The sequence below is a fragment of the Shinella sp. Sh6 genome, assembly GCF_055392685.1.
Genome location: NZ_AP044005.1, coordinates 3,230,503 through 3,252,594 on the forward strand (window position 1 = coordinate 3,230,503; position 22,092 = coordinate 3,252,594).

At 66.6% G+C, this 22,092-nt stretch carries 23 protein-coding genes and 1 tRNA gene; 7 read left to right on the plus strand and 17 right to left on the minus strand.

Going from position 1 to position 22,092, the window contains the following annotated elements; translation table 11 throughout:
- The 4 genes from ACZ5TO_RS15460 to argH all read right to left on the minus strand — a co-directional run bounded on the left by ACZ5TO_RS15460 (window position 1) and on the right by argH (window position 5,621).
- Window positions 1–2,553 (minus strand): TIGR02302 family protein, encoded by a 2,553-nt coding sequence (locus ACZ5TO_RS15460; protein WP_464798731.1) that lies wholly within the window; start codon window positions 2,551–2,553, stop codon window positions 1–3.
- A gap of 97 nt (window positions 2,554–2,650) precedes the next feature.
- Window positions 2,651–3,919 carry a diaminopimelate decarboxylase gene (gene lysA, locus ACZ5TO_RS15465; protein ID WP_184145845.1) on the minus strand — a complete coding sequence of 423 codons (1,269 nt, stop codon included), beginning with the start codon at window positions 3,917–3,919 and terminating at the stop codon, window positions 2,651–2,653.
- Between the two features lie 13 nt (window positions 3,920–3,932).
- Window positions 3,933–4,118, minus strand: coding sequence for an LPS translocon maturation chaperone LptM (gene lptM, locus ACZ5TO_RS15470; protein WP_184145846.1), 186 nt, complete (start codon window positions 4,116–4,118; stop codon window positions 3,933–3,935).
- Between the two features lie 99 nt (window positions 4,119–4,217).
- Window positions 4,218–5,621, minus strand: coding sequence for an argininosuccinate lyase (argH, locus tag ACZ5TO_RS15475; RefSeq protein WP_184145847.1), 1,404 nt, complete (start codon window positions 5,619–5,621; stop codon window positions 4,218–4,220).
- Between the two features lie 34 nt (window positions 5,622–5,655).
- Between argH and tlpA the strand changes: the two genes are divergently transcribed.
- Entirely contained in the window at window positions 5,656–6,330 is a 675-nt protein-coding gene (tlpA, locus tag ACZ5TO_RS15480; RefSeq protein ID WP_464798732.1) for a thiol:disulfide interchange protein TlpA, read from the plus strand.
- A gap of 2 nt (window positions 6,331–6,332) precedes the next feature.
- On the opposite strand, the gene ACZ5TO_RS15485 is transcribed toward tlpA, so the two are convergent.
- The 11 genes from ACZ5TO_RS15485 to ACZ5TO_RS15535 all read right to left on the minus strand — a co-directional run bounded on the left by ACZ5TO_RS15485 (window position 6,333) and on the right by ACZ5TO_RS15535 (window position 15,710).
- Entirely contained in the window at window positions 6,333–7,355 is a 1,023-nt protein-coding gene (locus ACZ5TO_RS15485) for a sulfate/molybdate ABC transporter ATP-binding protein (RefSeq protein ID WP_464798733.1), read from the minus strand.
- Window positions 7,352–8,248 (minus strand): sulfate ABC transporter permease subunit CysW, encoded by an 897-nt coding sequence (gene cysW / locus ACZ5TO_RS15490; protein ID WP_464798734.1) that lies wholly within the window; start codon window positions 8,246–8,248, stop codon window positions 7,352–7,354. The genes ACZ5TO_RS15485 and cysW overlap by 4 nt, the downstream gene beginning before the upstream one ends.
- 2 nt (window positions 8,249–8,250) lie before the next feature.
- Window positions 8,251–9,072, minus strand: a complete 822-nt coding sequence (gene cysT, locus ACZ5TO_RS15495) for a sulfate ABC transporter permease subunit CysT (RefSeq protein ID WP_184145851.1) — start codon at window positions 9,070–9,072, stop codon at window positions 8,251–8,253.
- A 75-nt stretch (window positions 9,073–9,147) separates the two neighbouring features.
- Window positions 9,148–10,131 (minus strand): sulfate ABC transporter substrate-binding protein, encoded by a 984-nt coding sequence (locus tag ACZ5TO_RS15500; protein ID WP_464798735.1) that lies wholly within the window; start codon window positions 10,129–10,131, stop codon window positions 9,148–9,150.
- 138 nt (window positions 10,132–10,269) lie between these two features.
- Window positions 10,270–11,151, minus strand: coding sequence for a 3-hydroxybutyryl-CoA dehydrogenase (locus tag ACZ5TO_RS15505; RefSeq protein ID WP_184145853.1), 882 nt, complete (start codon window positions 11,149–11,151; stop codon window positions 10,270–10,272).
- A 136-nt stretch (window positions 11,152–11,287) separates the two neighbouring features.
- Entirely contained in the window at window positions 11,288–12,217 is a 930-nt protein-coding gene (locus ACZ5TO_RS15510; protein WP_464798736.1) for an electron transfer flavoprotein subunit alpha/FixB family protein, read from the minus strand.
- A 21-nt stretch (window positions 12,218–12,238) separates the two neighbouring features.
- Window positions 12,239–12,988, minus strand: a complete 750-nt coding sequence (locus tag ACZ5TO_RS15515; protein WP_464798737.1) for an electron transfer flavoprotein subunit beta/FixA family protein — start codon at window positions 12,986–12,988, stop codon at window positions 12,239–12,241.
- A gap of 180 nt (window positions 12,989–13,168) precedes the next feature.
- On the minus strand, window positions 13,169–13,954 hold the full coding sequence (locus ACZ5TO_RS15520; RefSeq protein ID WP_464798738.1) for a rhomboid family intramembrane serine protease: 786 nt from the start codon (window positions 13,952–13,954) through the stop codon (window positions 13,169–13,171).
- 31 nt (window positions 13,955–13,985) lie between these two features.
- Entirely contained in the window at window positions 13,986–14,564 is a 579-nt protein-coding gene (locus ACZ5TO_RS15525) for a cob(I)yrinic acid a,c-diamide adenosyltransferase (RefSeq protein WP_464798739.1), read from the minus strand.
- A 1-nt stretch (window position 14,565) separates the two neighbouring features.
- Window positions 14,566–14,763: a twin transmembrane helix small protein gene (locus tag ACZ5TO_RS15530; protein ID WP_184145858.1), complete on the minus strand. Its 198-nt coding sequence runs from the start codon at window positions 14,761–14,763 to the stop codon at window positions 14,566–14,568.
- Between the two features lie 101 nt (window positions 14,764–14,864).
- Window positions 14,865–15,710, minus strand: coding sequence for an SDR family oxidoreductase (locus tag ACZ5TO_RS15535; RefSeq protein WP_464798740.1), 846 nt, complete (start codon window positions 15,708–15,710; stop codon window positions 14,865–14,867).
- A gap of 101 nt (window positions 15,711–15,811) precedes the next feature.
- On the opposite strand from ACZ5TO_RS15535, the gene ACZ5TO_RS15540 reads away from it, so the two are divergent.
- On the plus strand, window positions 15,812–16,762 hold the full coding sequence (locus ACZ5TO_RS15540; RefSeq protein ID WP_184145860.1) for a YihY/virulence factor BrkB family protein: 951 nt from the start codon (window positions 15,812–15,814) through the stop codon (window positions 16,760–16,762).
- Here ACZ5TO_RS15540 and gluQRS read toward each other — a convergent pair.
- Complete coding sequence (gene gluQRS / locus ACZ5TO_RS15545; RefSeq protein ID WP_464798741.1) at window positions 16,709–17,617, minus strand: tRNA glutamyl-Q(34) synthetase GluQRS; 909 nt, start codon at window positions 17,615–17,617, stop codon at window positions 16,709–16,711. The two genes, ACZ5TO_RS15540 and gluQRS, sit on opposite strands and share 54 nt — an antisense overlap.
- 73 nt (window positions 17,618–17,690) lie before the next feature.
- On the opposite strand from gluQRS, the gene ACZ5TO_RS15550 reads away from it, so the two are divergent.
- Window positions 17,691–18,341, plus strand: coding sequence for a DNA-3-methyladenine glycosylase family protein (locus ACZ5TO_RS15550; RefSeq protein WP_464798742.1), 651 nt, complete (start codon window positions 17,691–17,693; stop codon window positions 18,339–18,341).
- Window positions 18,342–18,445: 104 nt separating this feature from the next.
- On the plus strand, window positions 18,446–19,003 hold the full coding sequence (locus ACZ5TO_RS15555; protein ID WP_464798743.1) for an HNH endonuclease: 558 nt from the start codon (window positions 18,446–18,448) through the stop codon (window positions 19,001–19,003).
- A gap of 62 nt (window positions 19,004–19,065) precedes the next feature.
- Here the strand turns inward: ACZ5TO_RS15555 and ACZ5TO_RS15560 are convergent, their stop codons facing one another.
- On the minus strand, window positions 19,066–19,569 hold the full coding sequence (locus tag ACZ5TO_RS15560) for a disulfide bond formation protein B (protein WP_464798744.1): 504 nt from the start codon (window positions 19,567–19,569) through the stop codon (window positions 19,066–19,068).
- A 171-nt stretch (window positions 19,570–19,740) separates the two neighbouring features.
- Here ACZ5TO_RS15560 and ACZ5TO_RS15565 point away from each other — a divergent pair.
- The 3 genes from ACZ5TO_RS15565 (at window position 19,741) to ACZ5TO_RS15575 (ending at window position 22,089) form a co-directional block, all read left to right on the plus strand.
- Window positions 19,741–19,825 (plus strand) — tRNA-Leu (locus ACZ5TO_RS15565).
- Window positions 19,826–20,104: 279 nt separating this feature from the next.
- Window positions 20,105–20,368: a BON domain-containing protein gene (locus ACZ5TO_RS15570; protein ID WP_184145866.1), complete on the plus strand. Its 264-nt coding sequence runs from the start codon at window positions 20,105–20,107 to the stop codon at window positions 20,366–20,368.
- A gap of 77 nt (window positions 20,369–20,445) precedes the next feature.
- Window positions 20,446–22,089 (plus strand): AMP-binding protein, encoded by a 1,644-nt coding sequence (locus ACZ5TO_RS15575; protein WP_464798745.1) that lies wholly within the window; start codon window positions 20,446–20,448, stop codon window positions 22,087–22,089.
- Window positions 22,090–22,092 lie beyond the last annotated feature (3 nt).

Below are 22,092 nucleotides of genomic sequence, written 5' to 3' on the forward strand. Positions count from 1 at the left end.
TCAACGGATTCCGAGAAGCCGCTCCAGATAGTCCCGCTCGAAGGCCGGCGCGCCGCCCGTGCCGAGCCGGCGGCGGATCACTTCCAGAATTTCCCGCGCACGCTGGATATCGATCTCTTCCGGAACCTTCGTCGTGCCGCCGAAATCGGGGCCTTCCCCGTTGGCGTTGCGCTCGCGGCCGAGCGGGTCGCGGCCGTTGCGGCCGGCCTGCGGCATGCCCTGGCCCTGCCCCATGGCCTGCATCTGGTTCATCATGTTCTGCGCACCCTTGCGCAGCGCTTCCAGCGCGCGGCCCTGGCTGCCGACGGCGGGCTCGCCCTGTCCTTCGCCGAGCGCCTGCGAGGCGCCCTTCATCTCGCGGCCGGCCTCGCCGAAACCCTCGCCCGGCTTCAGCCCCATGCCCTTCAGCGCGCCCTGCAACTCGCCGAGCTCTTTGCCGAGATCGTCCTGCTGCTGCTGGAGGCCCTTCAGCGCCTCGCGAAGCTGGTCGGCGGTCATCCGGTCCGTGGGCTGGCGGCCGGTGCCGTCGTCCCCCGGCTGCTGTTCGCCGCTATCGCCCTCCATCGGGTCGCCGTTCATCTGCCGGTCGCGCAGCGCCTGATCGAACTGGAACGTCTGCTCCATGAGCTGCTGCTGCTTCTGCATGAGCGCGCCGAGCTTGTCCATCTGCTGGCGCATGGCGTCGTTCTGCCGGCCCTGCTGCGGCCGTCCGGCCTGCAGGTTGTTCATCATGCGCTGCAATTCGGAGAGCATCTGCTGGGCCTGGTCACGCGCGCCGGAGCGCGCCAGGTTCTCGATCTGGTCCATCATGCGCTGCAGATCCTGCTGGCGCAGGACGCGGCCCTGCTGCTGGGCGTTCTGCTGCCCTTCACCGTTCTTGGCTGCCTGCCTGGAAAGCTCCTCCATATAGGCCTGCATCGCCTCGCGCAGCTCCTTGGTGAGCTTGGCGATCTCCTGATCGGAGGCATTGCGCTCCAGCGCCTCGGAAAGCGCCTTCTGCGCTTCGCGAAGGCGCCGATCGGCGAGCGACAGGTTGCCGTCCTCGATGCCGAGCGCGATCTCCCAGAGATAATCCGCCGCATCGCGCATCTGGTCGTCCGTGCGGGCGAGCTTCATGCGTGCGGCAGCCGATTGCAGCAGGAGGTAGTGCGTGACGTTGGGGATCGTCTCCTCCGGCCGGATCGTCAGCGCCTCGTTGAGCGCGATGGCGCGCGGCAATTCCCTGGCGTCGAGCGCGAAGACCTGCCGCTCCTCCGCGACGGCGCCGGCCAGCGGCTCGAAGAAGACCTTGGCCGGCAGGATCATCTCCACCGGCTGGCTGCGCCCTTCTTGCCCGGCGGCGTCCTTCGCGACGAGCGTAATCTTCACGCGCTTGCCGGAGAGCGGGTGGTCGGACAGGTTGCGGCTCGTCGTGCCCTTGGCCTCGCGCGCCGCGCGGCGCGGCAGGTCGAGCCGGTATTCCGGCAGCGGATAGAGCGGGCGTGCGTCCTTCGGCTCGTCGACCGGCACGATCTCGGCATGGGCCTCCTGCAGCCCGTAATCGTCCCTGGCGATGAAGCTGATCTCAAGCGCCGCCGCCACGGTCCGGCGTGGAATGCCGTCGAAGGCGATTTCCGGCACCCGGTCCGGAATGACCGCGAAGGCCCATTGACGGCCGCCGACCGTCAGCCGGCCGTCCTTGACGATCTTGTAGTGCAGGATGCGGGCGGGGCTTGCCGCCGCGCCATCCTTCGGCTTTTCCGCCTCGGGGCGCAACACGGTGGCGCTTGCCTCGCCCGCAGCCTCGTAGCGCATGTCCTCGCCGCTGCTGTCGCCCGTGACGCGCACGGTAAGCTCGCTGAACTGCGGGATGCGGATCTCGCCCTTTTCCGTCTCGCCGTCCGCGTTGCCCGTCAGGAAGATGGGCGCGCGCGCCGTATGCGCCGGCGGCGTCACCCAGGCGTCGATCCGCACGTCCGGCGCCGCCTCGGCCGGCACGCGGAAGGAAACGACGTCATAAAGAAGGCCGCCGCGGTTGGAATAGGAGAAGGCAAAGGCGACGGCGAGGAGCAGCACGGGCACGGCGCGCAGCGCATGGCGGTCGTGGCGCGCGATATCCGGCGACGGCGCTCCCGTGCGCAGCGCCCCGATCATCCGCGCCATGCGGGACTGGTGCTCGCGCCAGAGCGCTTCGGCGAAGGCGTCGCCGCCCGCGGGCCGGTCGTCCTGCACGCGGATCGCCTGATGGGCGAGCGCATTGCGCGCCTCCAGCATGCGGTCGGCCGCCTCGCCGGAGGGCCAGCCGAGACCGCGCAGGCGCAACAGCAGCGCGACGAGGCCGACGGCGAAGGCAAGAAGCGTCGCGCCGTGCAGCCAGGCCGGCACATGGCGGAAATAGCCGAACCAGGTGAGCGCCAGGAAGCCGGCGACGAGAAGCAGGATCGGCAGCAGCCGCGGCATCAGCGCTTCGAGGAAGAGGATCGTCCGGGCGGCGAGGCGCTTGCCGGCGAGCCGGCGCGCCAGCGTCCTGCCGGCCGCATCCGTCCCGCGCTGCCCGTCCGTTTCAATCGCCATCGTGCGCCGTTCTCTGCTGCTCGTTGTCACGGCCTGAGGATACCATGCTTTGTGGCGAAGACGAGGGCGGCCGCAAAAACGTGAGCGCGGCCCGCCGTCAGGCGAGCCAGTCCGGCAGCGAATCGAGACCGATCAGGTCGTCGTAGGAAAGGCGCGGGCGGATGACGTGGAACTCCGCGCCGTTGACCAGCACTTCCGGGATGAGCAGGCGGCTGTTGTAGGTGCCCGCCTGCACGGCGCCATAGGCGCCGGCCGAACCGACGGCGATGAGATCGCCGGGCTTCGGCTGCGCCATCTCGCGGTCGAGCGCGAGATAATCGCCCGTCTCGCAGACCGGGCCGACGACGTCGGCGCGGATGCGCGGCGCGTTGGCGGCCGAGATGACGACGGGCTGGATCTCGTGCCAGGCCTCGTAGAGCGTCGGGCGGATGAGGTCGTTCATCGCCGCATCGACGATGACGAAGGTCTTCTCGCCGCCGTCCTTCACATAGACGACCTCGGTGACGAGGATGCCGGCATTGCCGACGATGAGGCGGCCGGGCTCCGTGACGATCTTGCAGTTCAGCCCTTCGAGCTGCTTCTTGACGATTTCGGCATAGGCATCCGGCAGCGGCGGCGGGGCGTTGTCGGTCTTGTAGGGAATGCCGAGGCCGCCACCGACATCGACATGGTCGATGGTGTGGCCGTCGGCGCGCAGCGTCTCGACGAGCTCGCGCAGCAGCCGGAAGGCATCGTCGAAGGGCTGCAGCTCGGTGATCTGGCTGCCGATATGCATGTCGATGCCGGTCACCTCGATGCCCGGAAGGCTCGCCGCGCGGGCATAGACAGCCCGGGCGCGCTCCCAGGAGATGCCGAACTTGTTTTCCTTCTTGCCCGTCGAGATCTTCGCATGGGTGCGCGCGTCGACATCCGGATTGATGCGGAAGGAGACATGCGCCACCTTGCCGGCCGCAACGGCGCGGGCGTTCAGCACCTCGAGCTCCGGCTCGGATTCGACGTTGAAGCAGTAGATGCCGGCTTCGAGCGCAAGGTCCATCTCGCGCGGCGTCTTGCCGACGCCCGAGAACATGATGCGCGAGGCGGGAACGCCGGCGGCGAGCGCCCGGCGAAGCTCGCCTTCGGAGACCACGTCGATGCCGGCGCCGAGCCGGGCGAGCGTCTTCAGCACCGCCTGGTTGGAATTGGCCTTCATGGCGTAGCAGACCAGCGCATCCACGCCCTCGAAGGCTTTGGAGAACACCTTGTAGTGCCGCTCCAGCGTCGCCGTCGAATAGACGTAGAAGGGGGTGCCGACCGCCTTGGCGATCTCCGGAACGGGCACGTCCTCCGCATAGAGGACGCCGTCACGATGCTCGAAATGATTCACGGGGATCTATCCGTCAGAGAAGGGGATCGAGGATGAAGGGCCTGTCTTCCGGCTGGCGGACTTCCTTGCCGTCAACGGTCTTGACGATCGGCTGCGGGCCGCCCGGCACGTCGAGATCGCCCTTGCGGCCGCAAGCCGTCAGAACCGCCGCTGAAAGGCCGAGCACGAGCGCAAGCTTGCCGATGTCGATGCGTGTCATGAAGCGTTTCCTGCCATTGCCGGGATGGGCATCATCCTTAGCGAATTCACCCGCCCTTGTGCACCCTTATTCTGCTGATGAGTCCTGCAAGCACCTTGATCAGTTCCGCTGCCGCCACCAGGCGATCTGCTTCCTGACCTCCGACGGCGCCGTGCCGCCGTAGCTCTTGCGGCTGGCGACCGAGGCCTCGACCGTCAGCACGTTGTAAACGTCGGCGGTGATGGCCGCATGGATCGCCTGAAGGTCCTCCAGCGAGAGTTCGGCAAGGTCGCAGCCCTTGCCTTCGGCAAGCGCCACGGCGCGGCCGGTGACGTGGTGCGCATCGCGGAAGGGAAGGCCCGCCTCGCGCACCAGCCAGTCGGCAAGGTCCGTCGCGGTGGAATAGCCGGAGCCCGCGGCCGCCTTCATCCGGTCCGCGCGGATCGTCATGTCGCGCACCATGCCGGTCATCGCGGCAATCGCCAGTTCAAGGCTCTCGGCGGCGTCGAAGACCTGTTCCTTGTCTTCCTGCATGTCCTTGGAATAGGCGAGCGGCAGGCCCTTCATGACGGTGAGGAGCGCGATCAGCGAACCGTTGATGCGGCCCGTCTTGGCGCGCACCAGCTCGGCCGCGTCCGGATTCTTCTTCTGCGGCATGATGGAGGAGCCGGTGGAGAAGGCGTCCGACAGGCGGATGAAGCCGAACTGCGGTGTCGACCAGATGACGATTTCTTCCGCAAGACGCGAGAGATGGACCGAGGCGATGGCGGCGATGGACAGGAACTCCAGCGCGAAGTCGCGGTCCGAGACCGTGTCGATGGAGTTGCGCGTCGGCTCGCGGAAGCCGAGGGCCTTCGCGGTCATGTGGCGGTCGATATCGTATCCCGTGCCGGCGAGCGCTGCCGCGCCGATCGGGCTCTCGTCGAGATGCTCGATGGCGTGGCGCACGCGCTGGCGGTCCCGGCCGAACATTTCCACATAGGCCATGCAATGGTGGCCGAAGGTCACCGGCTGGGCCGTCTGGAGATGGGTGAAGCCCGGCATGACCGTTTCGGCATGTTCTTCCGCGCGGTCGAGGAAGGCGGCGATGAGGCCCGTCAGCGCCTTCTCGGTCCGCTGCAATTCTTCCTTGACCCAGAGGCGGAAATCGAGCGCCACCTGGTCGTTGCGCGAGCGCGCGGTGTGCAAACGCCCGGCGGCGGGGCCGATCAGCGTCGCCAGCCGCGCCTCGACATTCATGTGGATGTCTTCCAGCTTGCGCGAGAACTCGAAATTGCCGCTTTCGATCTCTGACAGGATCGTGTCGAGACCGTGAACGATCTTTTCCTTATCGTCCGCCGAAATGATGCCCTGATGGGCGAGCATTTCGGCATGCGCCTTTGAGCCGCGGATGTCCTGGGCGTAAAGCTTCTTGTCGAAGCCGATGGAGGCATTTATCTCCTCCATGATCGCATCCGGCCCCGAGGCGAAACGGCCGCCCCACATCTGGTTCGAGGATTTCGTCTCGGAAGTGCCGTCTGCCATGGGTGCCCGCCTGGAAAGTGTCCTGGAGAATGAAATGTCAGTGAAGAAGAAACTCGGCCTGCCGGCAGGAAAGCTCATCGCCATCGCCGGCCTTGCCGGCCTTCTTGCCGGTGGTGCTGCGATATACGTGAAGGAAAGCCTGTCTGGCAATGGCGGGCTCACGGCGGACGCTGCCGGCGCCTGCCCGCTCGCCGCCGGAAAGGCCGCCGCGATCACGCCCTTCACCAAGGGACAGGTCGCCGCCATGCGCACGGTGGACGAGCACCGGACGTTGCCCGCCCTCGTCCTCGACGGCCCGGACGGCAGGAAGAAGACCATCGCCGACTTTTCCGGCAAGACCCTGCTCGTCAATCTCTGGGCAAGCTGGTGCGTGCCCTGCCGCGAGGAGATGCCGGCGCTCAACGCACTGGAGAAGGACCTCGGCTCGGAGAAATTCGAGGTCGTGGCGATCAACATCGACACCGGCGGCGACGAGAAGCCGAAGGCCTTCCTCGACGAGACGAACGTGCACGACCTCGGCTACTATCGCGATGCCTCGATGGGCGTCTTCAACACGCTGAAGAAGGAAGGCCTTGCCTTCGGCCTGCCCGTCACGCTGCTGATGGACGAGAAGGGCTGCCTGATCTCGGCCATGAACGGCCCCGCCGCCTGGGACAGCGAGGACGCCAAAGCCCTGATCAACGCCGCGCTGGCGCCGCCGAAGAGCTGACGTCACGCGCTCGCGTAGACGCGCGGCCGGCGGATATCGATGAAGCCGGCCTCGCCCTTGCGGTGCGGGAATTCCGGCGCGGTATCGAATTCGACGGCCTGCCCGCTTCCCGTCATCGCCAGCACGCGGCGCGAATCCGGCCGGTCGATGACACGGACGATCTTCGCCGAAATGCCCTGCCCGTCCTCGCGCCAGGTGACGTCCGCCGGGCGGAAGAGGATCTGCCCGCTGCCGTCGGCAACGCCGTCCGCCTCGAACGCGATGTCGTCGACATAGGCCTTGCCGCCGCGGATATCGGCATCGAGCCGGTTGGCATCGCCCAAGAAGTTCATCACGAAGGCATCGGCCGGGTTGCGGCAGACGGCCTCGGGCGTGCCTTCCTGCACGATCTTGCCCTTGTTGAGGATGACGACGCGGTCTGCAAGGTCGAGCGCCTCTTCCTGGTCGTGCGTGACGAAGAGCGTGGTGATGCCGAGCTCGTCGTGGATCTTGCGCAGCCAGCGGCGGAGGTCCCGCCGCACATTGGCGTCGAGCGCGCCGAAGGGCTCGTCGAGCAGCAGCACGCGCGGATCGACGGCAAGCGCCCGGGCGAGCGCCACGCGTTGGCGCTGGCCGCCGGAGATTTGGCCGGGGAAGCGGTCCTTGAGCCCGCCGAGCTGCACGAGGTCGAGCAGCTCCGTCACGCGCGCGGCGATCTCCGCCGACGTGCGCTTCACCTTGGAGACCTTCATGCCGAAGGCGATGTTCTCGCCCACCGTCATATGCGGGAAGAGCGCATAGTGCTGGAAGACGAAGCCGACGCCGCGCTCGCGCACGGGGATGTCCGTGGCGTTCTCCTCGCCGAAATAGATCGCGCCGCCGTCGGCATATTCGAGGCCGGCGACCATGCGCAGGATCGTCGTCTTGCCGGAACCGGAAGGGCCGAGCAGCGCGACGAGCTCGCCGCTTTCGATATCGAGCGAGACGCCGTGCACGGCACGGAAGGTCTGGAACTCCTTGACCACGTTTTCGAGGCGGATCTTCACGGCTTGACCTCCGGAGTGATGCTGTCGGCGCCTGCAAGCGCGGACGGGCGCTGGACGCGGCCCGCTCCCCGCCGCTCGAGCGCCACCTTGGCGACGAGCGTGACGATGGCAAGGCAGGCCAGAATGGATGCGGCGGCGAAGGCGCCGGCCGCGTTGTAGTCGTGGTAGAGAAGCTCGATATGCAGCGGCAGCGTGTTGGTCTGGCCGCGGATGTTGCCCGAGACCACCGAGACGGCGCCGAACTCGCCCATCACGCGCGAATTGCACAGCACGACGCCGTAGAGCAGCGCCCATTTGATGTTCGGCAGGGTGACGGAGAAGAAGGTGCGCCAGCCGCTCGCCCCGAGCGAGGTCGCCGCCTCTTCGAGGTCGCGGCCCTGCGCCTGCATCAGCGGGATCAGCTCGCGCGCGACGAAGGGGCCCGTCACGAACATGCTGGCGAGCACGATGCCGGGCAGCGCGAAGAGGATCTTGATATCCGCCGCCTGCAGGGCATGGCCGAAGAGCCCCTGCAGGCCGTAGACGAAGAGATAGGACACGCCCGCGACGATCGGCGAGACCGAGAAGGGAATCTCGATTACGACCGTCAGCAGCCGCTTGCCGGGGAAATCGTGCTTGGTGATCGCCCAGGCGGCGGCAACGCCGAAGGCCGTGTTGAACGGCACGGCGATGAGCGCGGTGACGACCGTCAGCAGGATGGCATGGCGCGTGTCGGGATCGGCGATCGACTTGGCGAAATAACCGATCCCGCGCGAAAAGGCCTCGACGGCGATGACGACGAGCGGCGCGACGATCATCAGCGCGACGAGCAGCAGCACGACCGTCAGGAGGATACGGCGGAAGACCTTGTTGTCGCCGACGCGCGGGGGCCTGCCCTTTCCATGATCCGCCATGGTCAGCCCTTCACGGTATAGCGCAGGGCACGCGCCTGCATGAGATTGGTGAGCGCCAGCATGACGAAGGCCGTCAGCAGCATGACGGAGGCGATGGCGGCGGAGGCCGGGTAGTCGTATTCCTCAAGCCGGATGAAGGCGAGCAGCGCCGTGATCTCGGTCGAGAACGGCTGGTTGCCGGCGATGAAGATGATGGCGCCGAACTCGCCGAGGCTGCGCGCGAAGGAGAGCGACACGCCGGCAAGCAGCGCCGGGGCGAGCAGCGGCAGCATGACGGAGGCGAAGATGGAAAGGTCGCTGGCGCCGAGCGTCTGCCCCGCCTCCTCCAGCGCCGGATCCAGCTCTTCCAGCACCGGCTGCACCGTGCGCACGATGAAGGGAATGCTGGTGAAGCTCATGGCGACGATGATGCCGAGCGGCGTATAGGCGACCTTGATGCCGAGATGCGAGAGCGGCCCGCCGAACCAGCCGTTGGTGGCGAAGAGCGTCGTCAGCGCGATGCCGGCGACCGCCGTGGGCAGGGCGAAGGGCAGGTCCACCAGCGCATCGACGAGGCGGCGGCCGGGAAAGCGGTAGCGCACCAGCACCCAGGCGAGCGACAGGCCGAAGACGAGGTTGAACGCCGTGGCGGCCAGCGCACAGAGCAGCGTCACGCGGTAGCTGGCGAGCGCCCGGTCGGACGAGACAATGCGCCAGTAGTCTTCCGGCCCGAGGCTCGCCGCCTTGAAGACGAGCGCGGCCAGCGGCAGCACCACGATGATGCCGACATAGACGAGGGTTATGCCGAGCGCGAGCGGCAATCCGGGCAGTACACGCCGTCTCAAGGAAGGCTTCCTTTCATGCCGGCAACCGGCAGGCTTCGCGCCCGCCGGTTGCCGGAAACGTTGACGTCGACGAAATCAGCGGCTGCCGTAGATCTTGTCGAGGGTGCCGCCTTCGGCGAAGTGTTCCTTGGAAACCTTGTCCCAGCCGCCGAACACGTCGTCGACATTGACGAGGCGGATAGCCGGGAACTGGTCCTTGAACTCGGCGGCGATCTTCTCGTCATGGACGCGGTGGCCGAATTCGGCGGCGACCTTCTGGCCTTCCGGCGAATAGAGGAAGTCGAGATAGGTTTTCGCAAGGTCGCGGCTGCCATGGGCGTCGGCCACCTTGTCGACGACGGCGACCGGGAACTCGGCGAGCAGCGAGACGGACGGCGTGACGCCCTCGAACTTGTCCTCGCCGTACTGCTTGGCGATCGACCGCGTCTCGGCCTCGAAGGTGATGATCACGTCGCCGATCTCGCGCTCGACGAAGGTGGTCGTGGCTGCGCGGCCGCCCGTGTCGAAGACCGGGACGTTGTCGAAGATCTTCGTGACGAAGGCCTCGACCTTGGCCGGGTCGTTGTTGAAGGCTTCCTTGGCGTAGGCGGTCGCGGCAAGGTAGGTGTAGCGCGCGTTGCCCGATGTCTTCGGGTTCGGGAAGATGACCTTCACGTCGTCACGGGCAAGGTCGGACCAGTCCTTGATGTGCTTCGGGTTGCCGGCGCGCACGAGGAAGGACGGGAAGGAATAGAAGGGCGAGGCGTTGTTCGGGAACTTCTTCTGCCAGTCCTCAGCCACGAAGCCGTTCTTCACGAGGAAATCGATGTCCGTCACCTGGTTGAAGGTGACGACGTCGGCCTCGAGGCCCTCGACGATGGCGCGGGCCTGCTTGGACGTGCCGGCGTGCGACTGGTCGATCGTGACGCCCGGATACTCCTTCACGAAGGCCTCGTTCTCGGCGGCGAAAAGCTCGCGCGCCACGTCGTAGGAGGCGTTCAGCAGCTTGTCGGCGGCATGCGCGGTGAGCGGAGCGGCGAGACCGGCAAGAGCCGCGCCGAGAAGGAGAATACGTTTCATGAAAAGCCCCAATGCGAGAGAAGTCGGGGCAGACAATAGCGGCCGGTCAGGGGCTATCCGAGGCATGGCCTGCCGCGACACTTCCGGCAGGCGAAACATTTTTCCGCGAAAGGAAGCGGTTGGGGAATCTCCCGCCGCTCAGCGGGTGGGAACCGGAATCTCGCCGCGGTAGTCGTAGAAGCCGCGGCCGGACTTGCGGCCGAGCCAGCCGGCCTCGACATATTTCACCAGCAGCGGGCACGGGCGGTACTTGGAATCGGCAAGCCCGTCATGCAGCACCTGCATGATCGACAGGCAGGTATCGAGGCCGATGAAATCGGCAAGCTGCAGCGGGCCCATCGGATGGTTCGCGCCGAGCTTCATGGCCGTGTCGATGGCTTCCACCGAGCCGACGCCTTCGTAGAGCGTGTAGATCGCCTCGTTGATCATCGGCAGCAGAATGCGGTTGACGATGAAGGCCGGGAAATCCTCGGCAACGGTCACCGTCTTGTCGAGCTTGGCGACGAATTCCTTGGCGGCCGCGAAGGTCCCTTCCTCGGTGGCGATGCCGCGCACCAGCTCGACCAGCTTCATCACCGGAACCGGGTTCATGAAGTGGATGCCCATGAAGCGCTCCGGCCGGTCGGTGGCCGAGGCAAGGCGCGTGATGGAGAGCGAGGAGGTGTTGGTGGCGAGGATCGCTTCCGGCTTCAGCACGGAACAGACCTGGCCGTAGATCTTGCGCTTGACGGTCTCGTCCTCGGTGGCGGCCTCGATGACGAGGTCGGCGTCGGAGAGGTCGTTGATGTCGGACGAGCCCTTGATCAGCGCGAGCGCCTTCTTGCGGTCCTCGTCGCTCATCTTGCCGGAGGAGACCTGGCGGGCAAGGTTGCCGTTGATCGTGGCAAGGCCGGTCTCGACGCGCTCGGGAGACAGGTCGTAGATATGGACCTTGTATCCGGCAAGGGCCGCGACATGCGCGATACCGCACCCCATCTGGCCCGCACCTACAATACCGATGTTCTTGATCATAGCGCCCATCGCCCCGTCATTCAGCCTGCGCCCGCGGTGCAGGCAAAAAAATATCGGGCCGGTCGAGCCGGCCCGGTGAAGTGATAAAGGCACGCGACGCATTTTTCCAGTGAAAACATCGTCGCGGAGACCGCGGGAAAGCGGCTCAGAGCGCCTTTTCGAGTTCCGGCAAGGCCTCGAAGAGATCTGCGACGAGACCGTAGTCGGCGACCTGGAAGATCGGTGCTTCCTCGTCCTTGTTGATCGCGACGATCACCTTCGAGTCCTTCATGCCGGCAAGGTGCTGGATGGCGCCGGAAATGCCGCAGGCGATGTAGAGCTGCGGGGCGACCACCTTGCCCGTCTGGCCGACCTGCCAGTCGTTCGGGGCATAGCCCGCATCGACGGCGGCACGCGAGGCGCCGACGGCAGCCCCGAGCTTGTCGGCAACCGGAAGGATGACTTCCTGGAACTTCTCCGAGGAGCCCAGCGCACGACCGCCCGAGATGATGATCTTGGCGGACGTCAGCTCCGGACGGTCGGAAGACGACAACGCATCCTTGACGTGGCTGGAAAGGCCCGGATTGACGGCGGCAGCGACGGTCTCGATGGAAGCATTTCCGCCCTCGCCGGCTGCGGCGAAGGAGGCCGTGCGCACGGTGATCACCTTCCTGGCGTCGGTCGACTGCACCGTCTGGATGGCGTTGCCTGCATAGATCGGGCGCTTGAACGTATCGGCAGAGACGACCTCGACGATCTCCGAGACCTGCGCGACGTCGAGCAGGGCGGCGACGCGCGGCAGAACGTTCTTGCCGACCGAGGTCGCGGCCGAGACGATGGCGTCGTAGTTGCCGGCGAGCGACACGATGAGCGCCGCCAGCGGCTCTGCGAGGTTGTTGGCAAGGCTTGCGTCCTCGGCGAGAAGCACCTTCGTGACGCCCGAGAGCTTGGCGGCCTGTTCGGCCGCAGCCTTGGCGCCGGAGCCCGCGACGAGCACATGCACGTCGGAGCCGATCTTGGAGGCGGCCGTCAGCGCCTTGGCGGTCTGGTCGGAAAGGGTGGCGTTGTCGTGGTCTGCCAGAAGAAGAATGGCCATGTGATGTTCTCCCTTTCCTGCTTAGAGCACGCCGGCTTCGGTCTTGAGCTTTTCGACGAGCTCGGCGACCGACTTGACCTTGACGCCGGCCTTGCGGCCCGACGGCTCCTCGGTCTTCAGCACCTTGAGGCGCGGGGCGGTATCGACGCCGAAATCGGCCGGGCTCTTCTTGTCGAGCGGCTTCTTCTTCGCCTTCATGATGTTCGGCAGCGAGGCATAGCGCGGCTCGTTGAGGCGCAGGTCCGTCGTGACGACGGCCGGAAGCTTGACCTCGATGGTCTGGAGGCCGCCGTCGACTTCGCGCGTCACCTGAGCCTTGCCCTCGCCGATCTCGACCTTGGAGGCGAAGGTGGCCTGCGCCCAGCCGAGGAGCGCCGACAGCATCTGGCCGGTCTGGTTCGAATCGTCGTCGATGGCCTGCTTGCCGACGATGACGAGGCCGGGCTGCTCAGCCTCGGCGACGCCCTTGAGGATCTTCGCGACGGCGAGCGGCTCGACGGCATCGTCGGTCTCGACCAGAACGGCGCGGTCGGCGCCCATGGCGAGCGCGGTGCGCAGCGTTTCCTCGGCCTTGGCCGGGCCGATGGAGACGACGACGACTTCCTCGGCCTTGCCGGCTTCCTTCAGCCGGAGCGCCTCTTCCACGGAGATTTCGTCGAACGGATTCATCGACATCTTCACGTTGGCAAGCTCGACGCCCGAGCCGTCCGCCTTGACGCGGATCTTCACGTTGTAGTCTACGACCCGCTTGACAGGGACCAAGATCTTCATGGCTTCCTTCCTTCAAATGCCCGCGAGGGAAAATGCGCCTTTCAGGGACGCCCTGATTGTCGGTTGGCGACATCGATACGCGTTTTTTCCCCAATTACAATGCACGGCGGGCTCTCCTCCTGCGAAAACGGGAGGCTTATAAATTACCTTTACGTCCACGTCAATTTGCCTCGAAACATCTCACCGCCCCCAATGGGTGGGCGGCACGGAGGAGCCGGAGGACGAGGCTTCGGCGGATATTGCCGGCGCCTCGGCATGCCGCACGGCCTTCGGCGTCACGATGGTCCGGTCGAACAGCGGCACGCCCTTCCGCCGCAGGACGAGGACGAGGAGCGCCCCGGTGAGGATGCCGCCGACATGGGCGCCCCAGGAAACGCCGCCGTCCCGGTCGACCGCCAGCATGAAGAACTGCTGGGCGATCCAGAAGGCGAGCGGAATGACCGCCGGCAGCGGCAGGGGAATGCGGAAGAACACCAGCACCCAGACGCGCACCTTCGGATGCAGCAGGAAATAGGCGGCGACGACGCCGGAGACGGCGCCCGACGCGCCGATCAGCGGCGCCTCGGAATCCGGCTGCACGAGGCCGTGCACCAGCGCGCCGCCCGCGGCGCACAGGAGATAGAAGAGGAGGAAGCGGACATGGCCCAGCGCATCCTCGACATTGTCGCCGAACACCCAGAGAAACAGCATGTTCGACGCGAGGTGCAGGAAATCGAGATGGAGGAAGGCATAGGTGATGAAGGTCGCGTCCTTCGGCACCAGCACGAGGTCCGCCTGCAGGTCGGCGAAATCGAAGACCACCGCGGGAATATAGCCGAGGCCGACCACCGCCGCGTCGGAGAATTCCCGCGTGGAGGCGAGCCCCGTCACCAGCCAGGCCGCGACATTGACCGCGATCAGGCCGATCGTGACATATTGCACCTTGATGTATTTCAGGGAATTCGCGTCATGCAGCGGTATGAACATGGATCCCCTTTCCGGCCCTTTTGCGGGGAGCTTACCTGTTCTGCCCCGGCACCCACAATATGTCCGTGCGGCCGTGGTCGTTCACCCAGCGCGCAGCGACGAAGAGGAAGTCGGAGAGCCGGTTGATATAGGCGACGGCCTCCGCCGAAACCGCCTCGCCCTCGCTGTCCTGAAGGGCGACGATGCGCCGCTCGGCCCGGCGCGCGACCGTGCGCGCCACATGCAGGGCCGCCGCCGCGGGCGTGCCGCCCGGCAGCACGAAGGAGCGCAGCGGCTCCAGGTCGGCATTGAGCCCGTCGATCTCCCGCTCCAGGCGGTCGACCTGCGCTTTCACGATGCGCAGCGGCTCGTAGTCGAGCTTCTTGCCGGTCTCCGGCGTCGCAAGGTCCGCGCCGAGGTCGAAGAGGTCGTTCTGGACGCGCATCAGCATGCGGTCGAGCGGGGGATGCTCGGCGAGATGCTGGCGCGCGATGCCGATGGCGGAGTTCGCCTCGTCGACCGCACCGTAGGATTCGACGCGCAGATCATGCTTCTTGCGGCGGGGGCCGGCGGCAAGGCCGGTCGTGCCGTTGTCGCCCGTGCGGGTATAGATCTTGTTGAGCTTGACCATGTCAGCGCCCCCCGCCCGTGATCCACAGCGTCAGCATGATGAGCGCGATGGCGATCGCCTGCAGCAGTACGCGCATCTGCATCAGCTTGTTCGACGTGTTGCCGCTGCCGCCCTTCAGCATGTTGAAGAGGCCGCGCACGAGCACGAGGGCGACCAAGGCCATGACGACGAGGGTCAGGTAGGTGAGGAAGGAAGACATGCCAGCGATCCGGTTTGATTTCTGTCAGCCCTCATCACATAGGGCATTCCGCGCAAAGTGCACGCATTTTGCGGGCTTTCGGCCTGCGACGACGCGCCGCGTCAGCCGAGCCGGCCGATGATGCGGTAGAAAAGCGCCGCCGGCAGCAGCTTCTTGAGGAGCACGCCCTGTTTTGCCGGCCGCGTCACCACGTAATGCGGCCGCGGCTTCCTCGCCGTCAGCGCGTGGCGCAGCACGGCATGGACCGCCTCCGGCCCGAGCTTGCCGCGCGCCGGTTTCGATTCGCCGCGAAGGCGCCTCAACTGCCGCCGGTATTCTTCGGCGTGCACCGAATTCTCCAGGTCGATGACCCGCTCGATATGTGTCAGCGCATTGGCGGTGAAGTGCGAGGCGATCGGTCCCGGCTCGATGAGGCTGACATGGATGCCCGAGCCGGCAAGCTCCATGCGCAGCGTCAGGGACAGGCCCTCCAACGCGAATTTCGAGGCGTTGTAGGCCCCGCGCCAGCGATAGGGCACGATGCCGAGGATGGACGAGCACTGCACGATGCGCCCGTGCCCCTGCCGGCGCATGACGGGAATGACCCGGCGCGTCAGGTCGTGCCAGCCGAAGACGTTCGTCTCGAACTGCTGGCGCAGCGCCTCGACCGGCAGGTCCTCCACGGCCCCCGCCTGCCCGTAGGCGCCGTTGTTGAAGAGCGCGTCGAGCCGCCCGCCCGTGCGCGCCAGCACGGTCTCGACGAGGGCGGCGATGGTCTCCGGCTTCGTATAGTCCATCAGCAGCGTCTCGATGCCGTCGGCCTCGAGCCTCGCCCGGTCCTCCTCCCGCCGCACCGTGGCGAAGACGCGCCAGCCCTCCGCCTTCAGCACGCGGGCGCAATAAGCGCCGATGCCGGAGGAACAGCCGGTGACGATGATGCTCGGCAGGCAGGTGCTTGGAGAAGACATGGTCGTTTCCTGTACAAATCCGCTTCCGTTTCCCATATTCCCCCCGAGCAGACAATGCGAGAGACGGCCGGCAACGGCCGCAAGGGAATGGACAATTGCCGATGCCGACCGCCATCCGCTGTGCCTACAAGGTCGCCTTCGATGCGATCTGGCATTTTTCCGAGGACGACGGCTGGGCGATGGCGAGCCATGTCGCGCTCTCGACGCTGCTGGCGGTCTTCCCCTTCCTGATCTTCGGCACCGCGCTCGGCTCCTTCCTCGGCGCGGACCAGTTCGCCGAGACCGCCGTGCACCTCATCTTCGACACCTGGCCGGAATCGATCGCCGCGCCGATCTCCCGCGAGGTCGTCGCCGTGCTGACGATCCCGCGCGGCGGGCTGCTGACGGTCTCCGTGCTCGCGGCCGCCTATTTCGCCTCGAACGGGGTGGAGGCGCTGCGCATCTCGCTCAACCGCGCCTATCGGGTCGCCGAGACGCGCTACTGGTACATGACGCGCCTTGCCAGCCTCGGCTTCGTCATCGCCGGCGTCCTGGCGCTCGCCGTCATCTCCATCGTGCTCGTCGCCGCCCCGCTCGCCGTGCGCGCCACGGGCGACTGGCTGCCGTGGCTTTCCTACGTCTATTCCTGGGTGGAGAGCTGGGGCCTCGTCGGCACCGTGGCCGTGCTGCTCATCGGCCTCCTCATCGCCCATCTCTGGCTGCCGGCCGGCCGGCGCCGCATCGCCGACGTCCTGCCGGGCATCCTCTTGACGCTGCTCTTCTGGGCTCTCGGCGCCTATGCCTTCGCCTCCTACCTCTCGACCTTCGCCAACTACGTCTCGACCTATGCGGGCCTCGCCTCGATCATGATCGCGCTCGTCTTCCTCTACATGATCGGCGCGATCTTCATCATGGGCGCGGAGATCAACGCGGCGCTCCTCAAATACCGCGTGAAGCACCTGATCCTCGACCGCATCCGCGGCGTGCGCCGCCAGCGCGCGGGCGAGGCGGAGGAGCCCTCAATGGAGGACGAGGCCATAGCCCGCGAGCAGGGCGCGAATGTCCGGCGGTAAGAAACCCTTCTCGCGATAGGCCGCAATCCCCGTATCCCTGTTGCTCTTGGAGAGCTTATTCCCGTCCGGCCCCGGCACCAGCCCATGGTGGCGGTAGCGCGGCGCCGGCAGGCCGAGGAGGCTCTGCAGCAGCCGGTGCACGGCCGTCGCGTGGAAGAGGTCCTGCCCGCGCACCACGTCGGTGACGCCCTGCGCCGCATCGTCGAGCACCACGGCGAGGTGGTAGCTCGCCGGTGCATCGGGCCGCGAGAGGATCACGTCGCCCCAGCGCTCCGGCCGTGCCGTCACCGTCCCCGTCTCGCCCTCCGGCCCCGCGCCCGCCTCCTGCCAGTCGAGCACGGCCGGCGCGAGCGCCCGGGCCTTCTCCATGTCGAGCCGCCAGGCATGCTGGTGCCCGGCGGCGATGCGCGCCAGCGCCTCGTCTCGGCCGAGATGCCGTTCCTCCGTCGGATAGAGCGGCGCGCCGTCCGGATCGCGCGGCCAGGTGCCGCCCGCCTTCTCCTGCGCTTCCACCCGCGCCTTCACCTCGCCGCGGCTGAGGAAGCCCGGATAGAGGACGCCCATCGCCTTCAGCCGCTCCAGCGCCTTACCGTAGAAGGCGAGATGCTCGGACTGGCGGCGCACCGGCTGCTCCCAGGAAAGGCCGAGCCAGGCAAGGTCCCGGTAGATCGCCGCCTCGAATTCCGGCCGCGAGCGGGCCGGGTCGATATCCTCGATGCGCAGCAGGAACCGCCCGCCGCAGGCGGCGGCAAGATCGTGGTTGAGCATCGCCGACAGCGCATGGCCGAGATGCAGCAGGCCGTTGGGGCTCGGCGCGAAACGGAAGACACGAGTCTTTGACAAAGCAGGTTGCATGAGGTCTTCTGCCACGAAGAGGCGTGTCGCGTCACTCCCGTGAAAGGCGCCGGGGCCGCTTGAAACCATGCAATTGCACATGATCAGAACGGATGCGGATGTGGCCGCGGGTCTCGTCGACCTCGCGCTCATCGACGCGCGCCTCTTCACCGTCATCGACAAGGCCGGCCCCGTGCCGCTGCGCCGGCTTCCGCCGGGCTATCGCGGCCTTGCCGGCATCATCGTCGCGCAGATGGTCTCGCGGGCGAGCGCCGACGCCATCTGGCACCGGCTGGAGGAAAGGGCGGGCGACATCACGCCCCACCATGTCCTCGCGCTCTCCGATGCGGACTGTCGCGCCGTCGGCCTCTCACGCGCCAAGGCCGAGACCCTGCGCCGCGCCGCCGAGGCGGTCGATCGCGGCGACCTCGATCTCGACGCCGTCTGCCGCATGGACGCGGCCCCCGCGGCCCGCGCTCTGACAGCGATCAAGGGCATCGGCCGCTGGACGGCGGACGTCTATCTCCTCTTCTGCGGGGGTCACCCCGACATCTTCCCCTCCGGCGACATCGCGCTGCAGAACGCCGTCGCCCACGCGCTCGGCCTTGCCATGCGGCCGAGCCCGCAGGAACTCGACCGGATCGCCGCCGCCTGGTCGCCCTGGCGGGGCGTCTCGGCCCGGCTGTTCTGGGCCTATTACGCGCGGGAGATGCGGCGCGAGGTGGCCCCGGTGCTGGAGGGCTGAAGCCCGCGAAATACCTTGTTTTCGCTTTTCCTTTCCCGCTTCACAATGCTGTAACAACGGGCCTAATATAGAAGGGCAGATGCCGAATCGATCAGGAGAAGCCCTTGACGATTTCTGTTTCACCACAGGCCCTGCCAGCTCTTGTACTGAACGCTGACTACAGGCCGCTGAGTTATTATCCCTTGTCGCTCTGGTCCTGGCAGGACGCGATCAAGGCCGTGTTTCTCGACCGCGTCAACATCATCGCCGAATACGACCATTCGGTTTCCTCGCCCAGCTTCACGATGCGCCTGCCGAGCGTCGTGTGCCTGAAAACCTACGTGCAGCCCTCCCGCTACCCGGCCTTCACCCGGTTCAACGTGTTCCTGCGCGACAAGTTCGAATGCCAGTACTGCGGGTCGGCGCACGACCTGACCTTCGACCATGTCATCCCGCGTGCCCATGGCGGCGAGACGACCTGGGAGAACGTGGTCGCCGCCTGCTCCCCTTGCAATTTGAGAAAGGGCAGCAAGCTGCCCAGACAGGCGGGTATGCTCCCGCATCAGAAGCCCTACCAGCCGACGGTTCAGGATCTGCACAACAACGGGCGACTGTTTCCACCCAACTATCTGCATGAAAGCTGGATGGACTATCTCTACTGGGACGTCGAACTGCAGCCGTGAACCCTGCCCCGCAAGGGCCCGGACGGCCCTGCGGCGACGGTCACCTCACGCGCTGCGGCATCTCAGGCTTTCGCGGACCGCACGCCCGAAAAGGCGATCGCGGCGAGGATGAGGCTCGCGATCACGTTCCAGCCGGCAAAGGAGAGGCCGAGGAGCCGGAAGGAAGCCTCCGTGCAGGACGGGCCGTGCTTGGCATTGAGGTCGGAGAGGAGGTCGCCGGCATTCTGCGTGACACCCTGCGCCGTGGTCGCGCAGGTCGCGGGCCCTTCCCAGAAGCCCCATTCGACGCCCGCATGATAAACACCCATGCCGGCCCCCACGAGCATCATGATGCCCGCGACCGCCAGCAGCAGCCGCGTCAGCCAGACGGGCCCGCCGAAGAGCGCGGAAAGAAGCGCCGCCACCGCGACCGGGATGCCGTAGTAATAGGGATCGCGCTGCAACAGGCAGAGCGCGCAGGGAATGTAGCCGCCGATATGCTCGAAGGCGAGCGCGCCGCCGACGGTCGCCGCCATGCCGAGGGAAAGAAGGCCGGCGGATGCCTTGCGGGAAAGAGATGCGGTCATCGGGATCGTCCAGTGAAGCCGGCGAATGACCGGCGGAAACCGCGCCGATTTCTATCAGGTGCCGCCGCATTGTAAATGCACCGCACGGATAAGTGATCGTGCCCTTCGCCGGATTTGCCGGTTGCCGCCCGCAGGCGCTTCGTGTAAACGGCGATGGCTCACAAGTACCGTGCCCCATTGGCGGAACTGGTAGACGCGCTCGACTCAAAATCGAGTTCCGAAAGGAGTGCTGGTTCGATTCCGGCATGGGGCACCATCAAACCTTGCCAGCGCGCCTCCGAACGCCGGATCGTCATCCTCCTCATAAAATTCGCTCTTTAGCGGGAACAAATATTGCGTAGCCGCATTCCTTCTGTGCAACCGCAAACGCCCCCGGACGCGGTTGTGAGGGGGACCCGAGAGCGATGTGCACGCTCTTGGGTCTCAACCGTTTCGAGGCCTGTTTTCCCCATCCAAATCCGTCTATGCTGCGTGCGGTGAACATATTCGCCCGCTTTGCGTTTTCTCCCCGCAATTCGAGCCGAAGGAGCGCGTCATGGTCTTCAAGGAAGGTACGTTCAAGGGCGAGATGCCCGAGCATTTCGACGGGCCCCATCCGGCCTGGCTCGAAACGGCGGTCGCCGATGCGCTGTCGCTGGCCGGCGACGTGGACGCCTCGGATATCGCCGTGACCTGCGAGGGGCGGCGGATCGTGCTTTCGGGCAGCGTCGGCACGCCCGAGGAAGCCGGGCGCGCGACGGAGATCGCAGCCTCCGTCAAGGACGTCGCCGAGGTCGACAACCGGCTTTCCTGGCTCTGACGCCCCGCGAAAAGCCGCCATTGCCGGCCACCCCTCCAAGATGCTAGTTGCATTGCAGCAAATTGGAGTGAGGCAGGATGCTCGCCGAAAGATCCACCTACGATGCGCTCTACGGCGATTTCCGCTGGCAGATCCCCGGGCGCTTCAACATCGGCACCGCCGTTTCCGACGAATGGGCCGCGCGCGCGCCGGACCGCGTGTGCCTCCAGCACTTCCTTACCGATGCCCCGCCCCTTGAGCTCACCTATGGCGAGCTTGCCGCCCGCTCCGATGCCTTCGCCGCCGCGCTTGCCGCCGAGGGTATCGGGAAGGGCGACCGTGTCGGCATTCTCCTGCCGCAGGGCTTCGAGACGGTCATCGCCCATGTGGCGATCTACAAGCTCGGCGCCATCGCCCTGCCGCTCGCCCTGCTCTTCGGCGCCGATGCGCTCCTCTTCCGCCTGAGGAATGCCGGCGCGAAGGCGGTCGTCACCAGCCGTTTCGGGCTGGAGCGCCTGAGCCCGATCCTCGCCGACCTGCCGGACCTTGCCCTGCGCGTGACGACGGAGCCTTCCGGCGATCCGGCGGCTAGGTCCTTCCACGAGATGCTGGCGCGCCATGCCGGCCCCTTTTCGGCGGTCGACAGCGGCCCGGACGATCCGGCGATGATGATTTACACCTCCGGCACGACCGGGCCGCCGAAGGGCGCGCTGCACGGCCACCGGGTGCTGCTCGGCCATGTGCCGGGCTTCCAGATGCATCACGAATTTCTGCCGCAGCCGGGCGACCGCATCTGGACGCCCTCCGACTGGGCCTGGGCGGGCGGCCTTCTCAACGTGCTCCTGCCGGCGCTGCTGCTCGGCGTGCCCGTTGTCTCCTCGCCGGGCCAGAAGTTCGACCCGGACATGGCCTACCGCATCATGCAGGACATGGACGTGCGCAACGCCTTCATCCCGCCAACCGCGCTGCGGCTGATGAAGAGCGTCGCCAACCCGCGGGAAAAATACCGGCTGAACCTGCGCACCATCGCTTCGGCGGGCGAATCGCTCGGCCGCGAGACCTGGGAATGGGTGCAGGACACGCTCGGGCTCACCATCAACGAATTCTACGGCCAGACCGAGTGCAACATGGTGCTCGGTTCTATCGGCAAGCTCGGCGTCTCGCGGCCGGGGCCGATCGGCAAGGCCATCCCCGGCCATGTGGTGGCGATCGTCGATGCCGAGGGCAGGGAGCTGCCGCACGGCACCGTCGGCCAGGTCGCCGTGAAGCGCCCCGATCCGGTGATGTTCCTCGGCTACTGGCGAAACGAGACGGCGACGGCGGAGAAATTCATCGGCGACTGGATGACGACGGGCGACCTCGGCCGCATGGACGCGGACGGCTACGTCACCTTCTTCGGCCGCGACGACGACGTCATCACCTCGTCCGGCTACCGCATTGGCCCGAGCGAGATCGAGGATTGCCTTGCCGGCCATCCGGCCGTGCAGCTCGCCGCCGCCGTCGGCAAGCCAGATCCGGTGCGCACGGAAATCGTCAAGGCCTATGTGATGCTGCAGCCCGGCCATGCGCCCTCGGCGTCGCTGGCGGCCGATATCCGCGAGTGGGTGAAATCGCGCCTTTCCATGCACGAATATCCGCGCGAGGTGGAATTCGTCGATTCCCTGCCGCTGACGACCTCCGGCAAGGTCATCCGCCATCTGTTGCGCAAGCGCGCGGCGGAGGAGGCCTCGGCCGCCGCCTAGAGC